Origin of the sequence: Desulfofalx alkaliphila DSM 12257 (assembly GCF_000711975.1) — a bacterium.
GTDB lineage: Bacteria > Bacillota > Desulfotomaculia > Desulfotomaculales > Desulfohalotomaculaceae > Desulfofalx > Desulfofalx alkaliphila.
On sequence record NZ_JONT01000003.1, the window covers coordinates 1 to 14,376 of the forward strand.

The following is a 14,376-nucleotide window of genomic DNA, read 5'->3' on the forward strand; positions in this document are numbered from 1 at the left end:
TTGTTTCAATCCACGCACCCGTGTGGGGTGCGACAGTATCCGCAAAAAAAATATATACATCAATGGGTAGATATATATAATTCGCGAACATACAAAAGCAAACTTAAAAAAACAGTACTTCTGGCTCTAAAACACTTAAAGGGCTTGTCAAACCAGGGGTTGCGAATCCCTTAGGCAAAACATGTTCGCTTTAGGTTCGCAACACTTAAATAATCAATACTCCTTCCGGATCATATGAAGTTTTAGCCCCAAAATGTTCCACACGTCTTTTCCAGTTTTTACCTAAGTAATAGTACCTCAAACTGTCGGTTGAGCCGTCTGCAATTTTTTCTAGTTTGTGCCTTAGTTCAGAAAATTGTGCGGGGTCTAATAAACACTCGAAAACAGAGTTTTGTACCCTTTGGCACTTATTAACACATTCTTTGGCAATTAGCCTTAGTCGCTTTTTACCGGCATCAGTTTCGGTATTAACATCATAAGTTATTAAAACCATCATAATAACATCACCTACTTCCATAAAAATGGAGGGTAAGCATCCAGATCACCCCTTAAATGCCTTGCCAGCAGTAACGATTGCACATATGGCAATAAGCCCAGGCTTATTTTTTCATTTAAAAATGGATGCGTTATTTTCTCTTGTTTTCGTTTTTGCCAAGCCATTAAAACATTCTTTCTTGTATCCGCATCCATCATTACCCCTCCGCTTTCCCTAACAGTAAATCCTTTGCCGGTGATTTGTTTCCTGTTAATTAAAGAAAGCACCAATCTATCCACAAAAAATGCTCTAAATTCTTCCATAATATCTAAGGCAAGGGATGGTCTCCCGGGCCTTTCCCTATGCAAAAAACCAACATATGGATCCAGTCCTACAGTTTCTAAGGCCGATTGTACATCATGGGCCAGCAGTGTATACAGAAAAGAGAGCAGTGCATTTAAGTTATCTTTAGGCGGCCTTTTATTTCTACCACGCATATAAAAGCTGTCCTTTGAATGTAAAATCAGTTCATCAAAAACCTCGAAGTATATTTTAGCACAATCGCCTTCAATACCCCTTATTTCCTCTAAGCTACTGCAGTTTTGCAATTGCACCGTGGAATTTTTAATGTATGTGGATGCCTTCTTTAAAGCATTAACATCCACCTGCCCTGGGTGATCCCGAATGGCCCTTTCAATTACCACCCTTGAATTATTTAGTTTAGCAATAATACAATTTATCGCTATTGGCACACAATCCGCTTCACTGTCTGACACACGAAACTGTTTTTTCCTTAGCAAAACATTACCATATACACCGCCGGAAACCCGTGCCAAAAACCTCCCGTAAGGGCTGACAAAACATAAGCCCACACCGTTTTTAGCACAAAAACCCATTAATGCAGGACTGGCACCTAAAAACCCAAAACAAACAATACTTTCGATGGTGTGTATTGGTAAGCGAAACTTTTCTTTGCCTTCGATTAAGACAACAACGTTTTCACCGTCCAAAGATAAATATGCCTCCGGCGTAGTAACATATAAAACATTTAATAATTTTTTCATTGCTATTCACGCCCCAAATACCTTTTTATATAACTGTTAACACCGGCTTGTTTCGTGCCTAGCTTAGGTAGACAAACATTAACAAGCGAGCATGATTTACAGCCTTTGTTATTTGTTAGGGGTTTGGGCGTAATTTGTTTGTTAAAAACACTGTGCATTTGTTCAGCAAGCCTTACCACTTCATCTCTAAGTTGCTTACCAAACACTATTTTTGTCCGGTGCTTTGTTTTTCCGTAGAAAAGGTATCCATACTCGATGGTGGTGCTAAGCATCTCTTCAAGGCAAATTGCCTGGGCGCAAAGCTGCACCTGGTCAATAATATCTTTTTTGGGTTTTCCTTTCTTGTACTCCACGGGAATAGGACGCCATTTTCCTTGGCGCCCATTAAGTGTTATACCTTTTTTCTCATCGGCATAAAATTCTACAAGGTCGGCCACACCAAAAAAACCAAGCTCATACGAAGAAATGGGCACCGAGCGTGCTGTTAAAACCCCTCCCCTGGATTCAAAAAAATCGGGATTATCGACACGTTCATGTAATTGCTTACCTTCAACGGTATGCAAGTTTTCAATCCATTGTTTTTCAATGTGTATCAAAGCCCATTGTCTTGGACAGTAGGCAAAGTGTTGAATACCAGACAAAGCCAGAAGGTCTTCATCTTTATATTTATAAATCATAATTTTTCTATTACCGTCACACCCTCAGGCACCTTTGACATGTCAATATCAACAATATAATCGCTGTAGCTACGGGCCGGCCTTTCGCTGTCTTTTCTCTTTACATTTATTAACTCAAACAATTTGTGTGCGGGAGCATTGCCAAGCTCACTGTCATGCTTAAATACAATTAACTTGCGCACGGCCATTTTTCCCCTTGCCGCCGAATGGTCATGTTCAAACATGTTGATGATAGATTCCCACAATAGGTCTAAATCGTCCTCTGAAAAACCGGTTGTCTTTTTAGCCAGGTTTGCAGAAACATAACCCTCAGTTCTATATAAGGCGTAAGGAATAATATGTTTTCTGCCCATTTCGGTTGTTTTGCTTTCAGCGTCTTTTTCAGTGGTTACCGCCATGCGGGTGATTGTTATTTCCTGGGGTACAATTGGATCTATACTCCTGGCAAAATTAATTTGCACCGGCCCCCTAACTTGTCCGCAATTAACCTTAGTGGTCATAACTGCACCAAAGGTGCGCACATCAAAAAAGTTTTTACACATGAAGTCCCTAAGGGAGTCACGGTTTTGTTTTGCCGCTTTTTCATCCTTTGGGTCAATGCCTAATCCAATATAGGCTGTTTCATGCTGTTTGTTAAGCACTGCACCCTCTTTAACATAGATTTTATAACCCTCACAATCTTCCTTTACAATTTCAACGTAGTTTCTGATCTTTCTTTTAAGGCATACATCAGTTACAATGCCGTAACCGGTTTCAGCATCAATTCTTGGCATATTTCCTGCGTCGGGGTCGCCATTGGGGTTGCCGTTCTCAACATCAAATAAAATTACAAACTCATAACGATTTTTAATAACCTCACTCACTTTATAATCCCTCCATTTTTAAAGTATCTTTTTTAATTATCAGATTTCTGAAATAAAGCTACCCTTTGATGGTAATATCCCAGTATAAATGTTCCTTGCTGCTCCAGTGTTAAATGAGACGGGAAATTGGTGATTTTAACCATAATGGACTCAATTCTTCTCTCAATTGCATAACCGTAGTCCGATTTTGATATGTGGTGCTGCGCAAGCTTTAATAGTATTGGAAATACAGCCCCGGGGGTTGCGCAGGCAGAGGCGAAATAGCGGTCTTTTATAGTAGCATTTATGCCTGGGTTAGCATCCTGTTGTGCTTTCTCTAACACAGCAAAGAGCCGCCCCAGTAAGTACCCGGTATTGTCTGAATGCTCGTTTAAACTCACCGTTAAAACCTCCTCTAACTTTTTATTTTTATATAGTCTGGCATTTCTTAGCAGGTAGGCTTTGATTATGGCCACCCTAACATAATTCACCCGCTGAATATTTTTGTCTTTGTCATCCATATCGGTTCTTACTCTGATCATGACAGCATTAAAAAGTGATGCCGGGTATGGAGCTCCACTTATAATAGAACGCATTACAGCACCGGCCAAAAGGGGTGGGGCATCCCTGTTGGTGCTCTTTGGTGAAATTGTTTCATTAAGCATCATCCAGATAGGAATGTTGCTGGGCCGGTTGTCAAAATCCTTTACTATTTCCATATCTTTGTAATGCTGTGCAATTTTTTCTGTAAACCCACCAAAACTGTCGGAATGAAAAAACCTGATTGAGATGCGGCTTGCGTTGGGTGATAAACCAAGAATGTGGAACTTGGTTTTTGGGTCAATTTTTCCGTCCAAATCATTTATCCTCTGGCCGGATTTTGCTTTTGTTAATACATCATTAACTAACTGTTCAATATGAGCGTCGCGCTTGTATTCATTACTGCCTTTCTTTCCTTCTTGGGTAATTGTAGGATTAAACAGTTCTGCTGCTAAATCTGTATATATTTCTTCAGGGCTTGCGGCCCAGAATACCGTGGTTGCATCGCCCACTTGAATCTTTTGTTTTTGACTTGAGAGCATATGATTTAACACTGTGGTATAAGCAAAGGCAGTTTTTTTACCCACAGGAGAATTATAGCTTTGTTTTTTTCCGTATGATTCATAGGACGGTGCATTAAAAGATACTATTGATGCACCACTTGATTGCGCTTTTTTTACGTTTTTTATAACCGGATGCAACTTTGCTATTGCTGTATTGGTACCTGTTACAAGGCATTGTCCAAATATATCATCCTCATCTTTTGAGTTATAATCTTCCCACAGTTTTTTAATCTCTTCATCATTGTGCAAGTAGCCCGTTGTTCCATCCAATCTAAATACTAAATTGCTGCCCTTCAATATTTCTTCCAAATAATCTTTCAAGGCAGGATGCTGTTTTGATTTATCCACCTTCCATTTATCTAAAAAAGCCAACACTGCTTTGGCGGCTTGTCCTCTTGCTGCACCTAAAATTTCATGATGTAATTTCTTAAATGCTTCAAAAGCATTCTTTGACCGCTTGGGCTTACCTTTGTTGTCAATGCCTAAAACATATGTGCTGTTATCGCACATAAAGTTTGGTGCAATACCTGATGACCGAAGCTTTTGCTCCGGCACTGTCAATACTCGTAAAAATAGTTTAGTTTTTTTACCCACCTGTTCTTCCACATGCAATGGGATAACATCAAGCAAGTCACCCTCTGCAGAAATGTTAAGGGCAAAACCAACCTTGGCATTGCTATAACCATAGGGCGGTACCCCGCTTCTTTCATCCCGGGCCAGTATTTCGTAATACTTAGCTAACTCATTGATGATCATTGGTTTCTATCACCTCGCTTTCAATAAGTTATTAACATCGATGATGCCGTCTTTCATAATTGCCCTATAAAATATTGGTGTCATATCGTTTTCAAAGTCAATATCCCATAGCATCCAGCCTAAATCCATTTCACCGCTGTATATGCTGGTTGGAATTTCATTTTCAATCAACTCAAAGTTTGCCGCAAATTCCCTTGTTCCCAAGCATGGTTGATGATAACATTGACCTTTTCGCATCCGTCTAAGGGCAACATTATAATGTTTTGCCGGCGTATCCCCCGGCCCGGCCTGATTAGTCATTTCAAAATGGGCCTCAATAACATACTGTACATCCTTTAACACCAAGGCTGCCCTCTGCTGTCTAATTTCTGAAGCCACCTGAAATAATTCTGGGTTATTACCATTCATTGCTTTTTTCACGTTAGTATCGGAAATTTTCTGGCTAACTTCATTTCGCCTTACATTGGTGAATCTTATTTCGTTGATCACATGGATTTTGTCAATAACCCATTTTATTGCCGGTTTCCAATAAATCGCTTCAATAATGCCCCTGGCCGCTGACGGGGTGATAACATCATAGCTTACCCGTTCCACTTTCATCTCAGGCCTGGTAAAACAAGCATAGTCCCCAAACACCTTTAACTTAAATCCATACCCCACCTAACATCCTCCTTTCCCTTAAATAAAAATACCTTCGCCATAGGTATCCTTCGGAATGATAAGACCTGTCCTTTTATCATAATTGTTTTCAAAATTATCAAGCACAACAAAACCATTGTTGACAGTTTTTAAGGCAGCATGTTTTAGCAGTGCTTTATATTCATTTTCATAAACCGATATGGTATACGGTTGCAATTTCCTTGCTAGGCTGCGGGGATAGGGGCTGTATTTTGCCTCTTCCATTAACTTCCTTGCATCTGCGTTGTAAGGTATTATAATGGAGTAAGTGCTGCTTTCTATCAGTTTGAACCTTTCTGCCGCTGTTTTAAAATCGAATTCTAACTGAGAACTCCTTTCCTCAAAACACTTAATAATTTTTTCTTTATCTAAGGCTTCGTCGCCCTTAACGTCATATAACATTTTAAAATAGTAATCTATGGCATCTAAAGAAATGGGGTCCTCGTATCTTCTAAACACCATATCTGCCACCTTTGCAGTTGTTTCCAAATAGCCCCTTATTTTTGCATATTCTGAAACCGGTTTAAATACATAAACAATACCTGTGGATAAATAGCCCTCCCGGTTACACCTGCCGGCAGATTGAACTATGGAATCAATGCCTGCAACCGAGCGATATACCACCGGAAAGTCAACATCTACCCCGGCCTCAATCAGTTGTGTGGACACCACCTTGCAGGCTTGTTTATTTCTTAATCGCTGTCTTATTTCCGAAAGGGTTTCTTGTCTGTGAACAGGGCACATCAAGGTGCTTAAATGAAATGTGTTATCTATTAACTTGTCGTAAATCTCTTTGGCGTGTTTTCGGGTGTTTACAATACAAAGCACCCGGTCTAATTCCTTTAATTCATCTGCCAATGTATCGTCATCAATCTCGCCTTTTTTTACCACCCTCACTTTTTTAAAATCTTCATACAGTTGTCTGGGATCATCCATTATTTCCCTAGCTTTTATGCATGAAGGCAGCAGCCCTTTTATTGCCGGTTGTGTTGCTGTGCAAAGCACAGCCGTTGATCGGTAATTATGCACAAGCTCTGATATAGCCAGCAGGCATGGTTTTAGGTATTCAACAGGTAACATCTGTGCTTCGTCAAATATAATAACGCTTTTGGCCAGGTTGTGTATCTTTCTGCATTTAGAGCTTTTGTTTGAAAATAAAGATTCAAAAAATTGCACATTGGTGGTTACCACAATGGGAATATCCCAATTCTCCGCTGCCAGCTTCAATTTTTCGTTAATGGCTTGTATATCTTCAGAATCTTTATTATCAAATTGATAATTACTGTGGTGTTCTAAAATGTTGTTGTCCCCTAAAACTTTTTTAAACACCGCTGCATTTTGTTCTATAATGCTGGTATAGGGTATTACATAAATTATTCTTTTGAGATTATTGATTACAGCGTGATTCAGTGCAAAGGCAAGGGATGAAAGGGTTTTCCCTCCCCCGGTGGGAACAGTAAGTGTAAATAACCCGGTGGGTGATTTAGCCATCCCTAAGCATCGCTGCAAAATTTCTTGGCGCCTGGTATTTATTTTTGTTTTATCAGCCTTAAATCCGGTTAAAAACTGATTGAAAGTATTATTCAATTGAGGTATGGAGGCGTTGTTTCCCCTAGGTTTTAATGTATCTGACATATAGCTCTCAGTGTCAATATAATCAGCATCCACTAAGCAGGAGTAAATCATTCTGATGAAAAAGGATATTGTAAAGCCTCTGTAATTATCAATTGGTTTGATTGGCAAGTTAAGAAAGGTTTTTTCAGTGGGTAAATCCAGCTCAGTTTTATAGGCACTATAATCCTCAAGGTCTTCGCCTACTTTTTTGCGGAGTCTTGCCATTAAAGTTCCTTCGGTGGACGCCGCAGTGCCATAGTCGGGCAAGCCGCTGTGGTGCCCGGCTATGCAGTAGGCCAGCAGTTTACCATATAACTCCCCATATAAATTTATGGCCTCTTGGGCCCCCGCGGTAGAATGGTCAACGTATAAAGAAGCCCCTCGTAGTTTTTGTTGAAATCTTTCTGAATACTTTCCTAAATCATGCAGCAACCCCGATATAAAGCCAAACCCTTGGGCATTGAATTCTGCAGCATATTTCCCTGCCAAGTGAGCAGTTTTCTCTAAATGCTCAACCATTGTTTGCCAGGCCTTTTCAGGGTTTTCAGTGGAGTGGGCATAATATTTCATAGGTACTATTCCCCCAAAGCTACACACCTTTTTTCTTACAGTAACTACTATAATTCTCTTGAATTCTCCGCTATCCTCCTAAATATTTCCTTTTAATTTCGACAAAAAATACAGCTGCCGGCTTTAGTTTAAATTAATGGGCATAGAAAAAAGCCCTGAAAGCAAAATGCTTCAGGGCTCTTTTTAAGCTTATCTAATTATAGAGTTTATTGAAGAGGTCTGTGCTGTAATCCCTAATGTCAGAAATATTGAGCATACGGTACTTAGATTTTATTTCACTAAAGTATTTAGCGATTAGTTCTTTATCTATTATTCTGTTTGAACCCTCATTAGCTTTTAAACCCTCCCTAGCAGCTCGCCATGGTTCCTCTGCATGGGTCATTTTTTCTAAAACCTTACCGCTATAGCAGCCAAAATTTCTAATAATGCTATCCAGAAGTTCTTTTTCTTCAGTGGTCAGTTTTATCTCCCCGTATTCATAACCCTTATCTTCAATGGGATTATAACCGTGGTCTTTGTACTTATAATAAACACTTCTGAATACAGGGCCATGCACCCAGGCTTCACAGTCGTCCTCAAATAAATACTCCCCGGTAAAAGCCCGATAAAACCCCTGGGCATAGTACAATTGCTTTTGTAGGGCTAAGGGTGTTATATCGGCAGAGTTAGATAGCAGATACCTTACCACATAATCAATTTTTTCTTCCGGTTCACAAATAGTATTTCCCGCCAATTCATCCTTTTCCAAAGCACCAATTATCCGTCTGTATGCCACATCTGTAATCCGATCCTTATTCTGCTCCAATATTTCCCTCATATAGTTTGGGTCCCTAAGAACCCTTTTTAATGTATCAGAGTATTGTTTTGTCGGGATGTCCCCATCTAGGTATCTGGTAAGGGTACCTTCCCCCCAACCTAATAATAGGGACAGGGGTCTTTTGCCCACATCATATTTCTCTAATATGAGTTCAATTTCCGCAACAGTAATCAACCCTTCCATTTCCCTATAAGCCTTATCCAACATGCTTAAATTATGATCCCGTATATCGGCCACAAAGATTTCACTGCCACAGTCTTTGCAGTACGCCTCTTTACCCATGTATTCAACCTTATTGCCTTTGATAATCTTTTCTTTTGGTTCATCTCTGACAGTGTATTCAGCCAGCTCATGGCAGTTCTCACAAAAGGCTAACATTAGGTTTCCCCCCCTTAACCATTGGTATAAATCTCATAATCAAACAATTTATTTAAACAGATATTTAATGGGCTTATTTCTCCTATGAAAAGAAACCACCACGGTATAATCATCTCCGCTTTTTGTCTGGGTCATATTAATTTTAATATATATATCAACAGTCTCCAGCTCGCCCCAGTAATCAAGTTCTTGGGATTTGCAGAATATGTAAAGCTTTTCATGGGCAAATTCTTCCTTCTGATTATCAACGGCATAGCAAAAATCATCATATTGAATTCCTAATAATATTTCCCTTTCCTTTTTTGTATTGATTCTATAATCCTCTATAAACTCCATGTTTTCCCGTCTTTTTCGCCCTTTGGCAATGGTATACTTTCCGTCTAATATTGCTTTTCTGAACCTAGTAAGGTACTCTTTTATTTCATCGGGGGTAAAATCCGTATATTTACCGGCTTTCCTTGTGGTGGAGCTCAAATCCCTATCACCCCTATTCTTCTATTATATAAAATTGTATACTAAATATACCTATAACACAAGAATAAACGTATCAATTGATACCTTATGTTTGTTTTTTCGTATCAAAAAGCAGGGTGCTTGATTGGCACCCTGCTTTTTTACCTACCCTTCTTCAGTTTCAGTACTTTCCTCTTCTTCGTTTGCAGTTACTTCTTCTACATCCTCTTCATTGTTTTCTTCCTCACCTGATTGGTCTTGGCCGTCATCTAAGTTATCATTTTCGTTTCCGGTTTCATCATTATTTTCATCAACTGCATCTTCTTCAACTACTTCTTCCTCAACCGGCTCTTCTGCAACCACCTCATTAACTGTCACAGCAAAGTCTTTACTGGTCAGCAGCTCCTGACCTTCTACAGCAACAATGCTGATGGTTACAGTGTATTCACCGGCAGTTCCTTCTGCAAAGGTGGCTTTAAAGTTGTCGGTGGCATCCAGCAGGGGAAAGCCCTCTGCAGGGCCAAAGGAAGCCAGCAGTTTGCCTTCTTTAACCTCTAAAGGCAGTTCCAAGTACTCAGTAATTTCCTCGTTCACAACTTCATAAAACACAGCCAGTTCATCACCGGTTAACTCTGCATCTTCTTTGCTTATTTCCAGGTTTACGGTCACCATGGTGTTTTCATAGTCGTATACCGCAGTGGTAACACTAAACTCTTTTTCTACTCCCTCGTCAAATATATCAAGACCTTCAGCCCTAACCGTGGGTGCAAGCTTAACTTCTTCAACATCATTTAAGGTGCGGTCTATGGTTACCAGTGTTTCGGCTCTGCTGATGGGTCTGGTAGCCCTAAAGGTTTCGTCTTCATAGCCGCCCATGTATCCCTTAGCGACAACTGCAGCCACTGCACCTTTACTCCATGCGGGAATAGATTGGGCATCGGCAAATCTGTCAATAGCTTCTACATTGGACTCTTCATCTAACCCCACCAGGCGGGCCAGCATAGATGCAGCCTCTTGACGGCTGATATTGGCATTGGGCTTAAAAGTACCGTCTTCATAACCGCCTATGTAGCCGGCTTCTTTAGCTATTGCCACCTGCTCAGCATACCAGGCATCGGCATCAACATCGGGAAAGCTGATTTCCGCACTTTCTGTTAACCCGTGGGCCCTGTTCACAAAGGCCACAAATTCAGCCCGGCTAACACTCTTGTTGGGTTTAAAGCTGCCGTCTTCATAGCCTGCGGCCAGACCTTTATCCAGCCAGTCATCAATTTGCTCCTTGGCCCAGTGATTATCCGCTACATCGGAAGCTTTTGCAAAGGCTGTCACTGTCATGGCCAGCACTAAGCAAAGGGCCAAACTAACTACCAAAGCGCTCCTTCTTTTCAAAAACATTTTCTGCCTCCTCTAATGATGTCTTATTTTTAGGAACGCTATTACTATTCTGCAAAAGCCCCCTGTTTCCTTTTAGAAAGCATATAAAGCTTGTTAGTAATGTTTTTCATTGCAGTTAAAAGAAGGGGCTTTTATGCCTTTAATGGCAATAACTTATCTGGTTAGGGTAATCTTACCGGAGGCAGCATCATAATCCACCGCCGCACCTAGCTTATCACTGACAAAGCGCAGGGGCACAAAGGCACTGCCGTCCACAATTTCCGCCGGGGCGTCTATACTGTCCTCAACCCCGTTTACCGTCACCGCATCCCCGTCTATAGGCATAATAATCTCGGTGTCACCGTCTTTAATTATCACTTGCCGGGTTTTAGAGGCCCAGTTCACCTCAGCACCCAAGGCTTCACTGACAAAGCGTACCGGCACCATGGTTCTCTCTTCCTCGGTGATAAAGGGCTCTGCATCCAGGGTGAAGACTTTGCCATTGATACTGGCCTCCTGTTCACCAATCTTTAATTCAATCACCGACACCCCATGGATTACTACAAACTCATGCAAGCCATCCAGTTCCACCTCAGCGGTAACCTTGTTTGAATAGGGGTTAACCATAGAGGGGTAAATTACTTCTTCGCCATTTATTCGCTCAGCAATATTTAAATTCCATTGGTTTCCCACCGCCGCCAAGTCTGTGTACCAATTACCGTACCAGTCTGGGTAGTCGTTTCGGTAATATAGGCTTAGCTCACCTTTTATGTTAGCCCCCTTGGTGTCAATGGTCCAAATTCTTTCCACCCCGTCAATGCCAACCGCCTCATCTGCCCTTATTGTCACCTCTCCCGTTTCAACCGGTTGATCAAGCTTAAGTTTAGCAATAACCCAGCCATTAAGATCGGTTAAAAAAACCTCTTCCAATCCACTAAGGGGAGCGGTTGCGGTATAAGGCAAACCATCATGGCTGTTAATCTGCCTGTCTAAAAACTGATACCTTAATTCCACAAAATCCACTATACTCTCCACATGGTAGGCATGCCTGCCCAATTCCCCATGATGGTTTTGTGGGTGCAAGATAAAACTATCCTCTCCCGGCAGTACATTTACACTGTTTTCAATTGCCCTTTGAATGAGCTTTGTTTTTTCTTTAAAGTAGTCAGGGGTAAACTTTTGCTCCATCAAGTAAATTAGACGCTTATCCAGCAAGTCTTTTAATTCCGGTGTTTGTAGGAATTTTTTCACCAGATCATTATCCCAGCCGTGCCAGCCCGGTTCAAGGCTGTATTCATAGGCGAAAAAGTCATTGGCAGTAACTACATCTAACCGGGTATGGGAACCAAAGGTTAAATCCTTATCCCAGGGAATAACCATCCATTTGCCTTCCGGATCATTATGATCTAAATACAGCCAGTAATCGTCACCATATGCATCAATATCGCCAATTAAAATATGAATGGCTAACCAATCGATAAAGTTCTCTAGGTTAAACCTCTCTTCAAAACCCCGGGCAAATTCCGGTCCCGGCGGTGTGTTATACACCCATTGAGCCAGATCCGCCAGCCGTGACCATTCCGGCTTATTTCTATAGTCAAAATTCTCTTCTAAAAACTCTTCCTTATCTTCTATGGCATCAATATTAAAACCAAAAAGGGAGGCCCGATCAATCTCCGGCTTATGCCTATTATCTCTGAACTGGTCTCTTACCAATGTGCCGTCACCGTTTAAACCGGCATTTTTTAACAGGTCTGCATCCACCCGCTCGATTTGAATGTACAGCCCTTCAAAAATGTCATTAATGTACAGTTCAAAGTATTGTGCCCTGGGAGCCGGATGCCCCAGTTCTCTGAACATATCCATGGACAGCTTTTCACGCATCATGGAGGGATCTGTGTACATGGCATTTAAATTCATCCGGTTACTGCCATTGAGAAAATCCTGTCTCTCCTCAAAGCGAACGTTATAGGGTTTTTTGGGCAGCAGTCTGGTGGAACTGCCCCTAAACCTCACTCCCCTTAAATCCAGTTCCTCACCATCCGGAGAGGTTTTCGCATAGGCAGCAACCGGTTCATCGGAAAATACCTCCCGGGAATATAAGTGCTGCAAGTCATCGTCTTCAATATACAAATACAGTTTCTTGATATCAATGGCATCACCGGCGTAGGCGTGGTCCCCTTGCCCAACAGCCAGCCAACTAACTAAAAATAAACAACAAATAGCCACAGCCGTAATTGTTTTCTTCAAAACACTACACCCCTTCATTCAATTCTTCACCGGCGGTTTCTGCACTGTCATTAAAAAATAAAGCTTTGGGTTCAAAGCTTTATTTTTTACTTTATTAAGTTATTCTTCTTTTCTCTGCCTACCCACCATTAGGTACAGCAGCAAGGCCAACAGTGCCGGTATGGCGGAAATCATGTACATGGTGCCGTAACCCACCAGCTGAGACACAACGCCCCACAAGACCGCCCCCACGCCAATACCTAAGTCAAAGGCCGAAAAAAAGGTTCCATTGGCTGCACCCCGCCGATGGGGAGGCAGATTATAAACCGTCATGGCTTGCAGGCTGGGCTGGGCAAAGCCAAAGCCCAAGGCATAAAATACCGCAGCCGCTAAAAACATCCACAGCGGTTCAGCAATACCCAGTATCAGCATACCCACAGCTATTAGCAGGGTGCCTGGTATCACTACTATATCAAATCCCTTGCGATCTGCCAGCATGCCGGCCAGCGGCCGGGTTACTGCCAAAACCACTGCATACACCGTAAAGAATATTCCAATGTTAAGTATCCCCTTCTCTGCGGCATGAAGAGCTATAAAGGTTACTACAGCACCATAGGTGAGAGTTATAAAAAACAGCACCAAGGAAGGCCGAAAGGCCTGTGGTTCAAACATTGAAGCAAAACCCTTGGGAGCGGCTTCCTTGGGGTCTCTTTTTACTTCATTTTTAATACAGGTGCTCAGTGCCAGGGACAGAATGGCCAATGCGGCAGATGAAAAGAACAATACTGTAAAGTTGTATTGATATATTATATAGAGGCCCAGGGCCGGGGCCACCGCCATGGACAGTGTTGTGGCCAGCCCAAAATATCCCATACCCTCACCCAGTCGGGGCTTGGGTATAATATCCGAAGCCACCGTGCCTGTGGCGGTGTTGCTGGTGCCCCAACCGAGACCGTGCAAAAAGCGCAGCACCAGCAGCATTAATATGGAGCCGGCCCAGTTGTAGGCAAGGGTAATGATAATAAATACTACCAAGCCCGCAAACAAGAGGGGTTTTCTGCCGTGTGTGTCCAGAGACCGGCCAACAAAGGGTCTCACCACCACGGCGGCCACGGTGAAAATGCCCACCACCAAACCTACCATAGATTCCTGCCCACCCAAATGTGCCACAAACACCGGCAAGGTGGGCATCAACATTTGAAAACCTAAGAAAAGAGTCAAGTTAACTAAGCAAATTAAAATAAAGTCACGGGTCCACAGGGCAGATTTAGCAACAGGCTTCGTATCCAAAATATCCTCTCCTAGCTAAAAACATTCTAAAAACGGCTGGCATCACAGAAGGCTTG

The 14,376-nt window shown here is 41.8% G+C and carries 12 protein-coding genes; all 12 read right to left on the bottom strand.

All coding sequences use genetic code 11. The features are described from left to right. Positions 1-205: 205 nt before the first annotated feature. The 12 genes from cas2 to BR02_RS0102950 all read right to left on the bottom strand — a co-directional run bounded on the left by cas2 (position 206) and on the right by BR02_RS0102950 (position 14,320). On the bottom strand, positions 206-496 hold the full coding sequence (gene cas2 / locus BR02_RS0102895; RefSeq protein ID WP_031514019.1) for a CRISPR-associated endonuclease Cas2: 291 nt from the start codon (positions 494-496) through the stop codon (positions 206-208). 11 nt (positions 497-507) lie between these two features. Next, positions 508-1,539 (bottom strand): type I-C CRISPR-associated endonuclease Cas1c, encoded by a 1,032-nt coding sequence (gene cas1c / locus BR02_RS0102900; RefSeq protein ID WP_031514021.1) that lies wholly within the window; start codon positions 1,537-1,539, stop codon positions 508-510. Positions 1,540-1,541: 2 nt separating this feature from the next. After that, positions 1,542-2,216 carry a CRISPR-associated protein Cas4 gene (gene cas4 / locus BR02_RS0102905; RefSeq protein ID WP_031514023.1) on the bottom strand — a complete coding sequence of 225 codons (675 nt, stop codon included), beginning with the start codon at positions 2,214-2,216 and terminating at the stop codon, positions 1,542-1,544. Further along, on the bottom strand, positions 2,213-3,079 hold the full coding sequence (gene cas7c, locus BR02_RS0102910; RefSeq protein ID WP_031514026.1) for a type I-C CRISPR-associated protein Cas7/Csd2: 867 nt from the start codon (positions 3,077-3,079) through the stop codon (positions 2,213-2,215). Before cas7c ends, cas4 begins: the two co-directional genes overlap by 4 nt. Positions 3,080-3,111: 32 nt before the next feature. After that, positions 3,112-4,917, bottom strand: coding sequence for a type I-C CRISPR-associated protein Cas8c/Csd1 (cas8c, locus tag BR02_RS0102915; RefSeq protein WP_031514027.1), 1,806 nt, complete (start codon positions 4,915-4,917; stop codon positions 3,112-3,114). A gap of 9 nt (positions 4,918-4,926) precedes the next feature. After that, positions 4,927-5,577 (bottom strand): type I-C CRISPR-associated protein Cas5c, encoded by a 651-nt coding sequence (cas5c, locus tag BR02_RS0102920; protein ID WP_031514028.1) that lies wholly within the window; start codon positions 5,575-5,577, stop codon positions 4,927-4,929. Positions 5,578-5,595: 18 nt separating this feature from the next. Continuing rightward, entirely contained in the window at positions 5,596-7,779 is a 2,184-nt protein-coding gene (locus BR02_RS0102925) for a CRISPR-associated helicase/endonuclease Cas3 (protein ID WP_031514029.1), read from the bottom strand. Positions 7,780-7,972: 193 nt separating this feature from the next. Then, positions 7,973-8,974 carry a type II TA system antitoxin MqsA family protein gene (locus BR02_RS0102930; RefSeq protein WP_031514030.1) on the bottom strand — a complete coding sequence of 334 codons (1,002 nt, stop codon included), beginning with the start codon at positions 8,972-8,974 and terminating at the stop codon, positions 7,973-7,975. A gap of 48 nt (positions 8,975-9,022) precedes the next feature. Continuing rightward, entirely contained in the window at positions 9,023-9,448 is a 426-nt protein-coding gene (locus BR02_RS0102935; protein ID WP_031514031.1) for a hypothetical protein, read from the bottom strand. Between the two features lie 144 nt (positions 9,449-9,592). After that, on the bottom strand, positions 9,593-10,816 hold the full coding sequence (locus BR02_RS14685) for an S-layer homology domain-containing protein (protein ID WP_169738564.1): 1,224 nt from the start codon (positions 10,814-10,816) through the stop codon (positions 9,593-9,595). 159 nt (positions 10,817-10,975) lie between these two features. After that, positions 10,976-13,051, bottom strand: coding sequence for a CotH kinase family protein (locus BR02_RS0102945; protein ID WP_031514033.1), 2,076 nt, complete (start codon positions 13,049-13,051; stop codon positions 10,976-10,978). A gap of 99 nt (positions 13,052-13,150) precedes the next feature. Further along, positions 13,151-14,320 carry an MFS transporter gene (locus tag BR02_RS0102950; protein ID WP_031514034.1) on the bottom strand — a complete coding sequence of 390 codons (1,170 nt, stop codon included), beginning with the start codon at positions 14,318-14,320 and terminating at the stop codon, positions 13,151-13,153. Positions 14,321-14,376 lie beyond the last annotated feature (56 nt).

Excerpts from the sequence above, each read along its gene's own strand:
- cas8c (WP_031514027.1), bottom strand. The coding sequence starts at position 4,917 with ATGATCATCAATGAGTTAGCTAAGTATTACGAAATACTGGCCCGGGAT.
- BR02_RS0102925 (WP_031514029.1), bottom strand. The coding sequence starts at position 7,779 with ATGAAATATTATGCCCACTCCACTGAAAACCCTGAAAAGGCCTGGCAA.
- cas2 (WP_031514019.1), bottom strand. The coding sequence starts at position 496 with ATGATGGTTTTAATAACTTATGATGTTAATACCGAAACTGATGCCGGT.
- cas4 (WP_031514023.1), bottom strand. The coding sequence starts at position 2,216 with ATGATTTATAAATATAAAGATGAAGACCTTCTGGCTTTGTCTGGTATT.
- BR02_RS0102930 (WP_031514030.1), bottom strand. The coding sequence starts at position 8,974 with ATGTTAGCCTTTTGTGAGAACTGCCATGAGCTGGCTGAATACACTGTC.
- cas1c (WP_031514021.1), bottom strand. The coding sequence starts at position 1,539 with ATGAAAAAATTATTAAATGTTTTATATGTTACTACGCCGGAGGCATAT.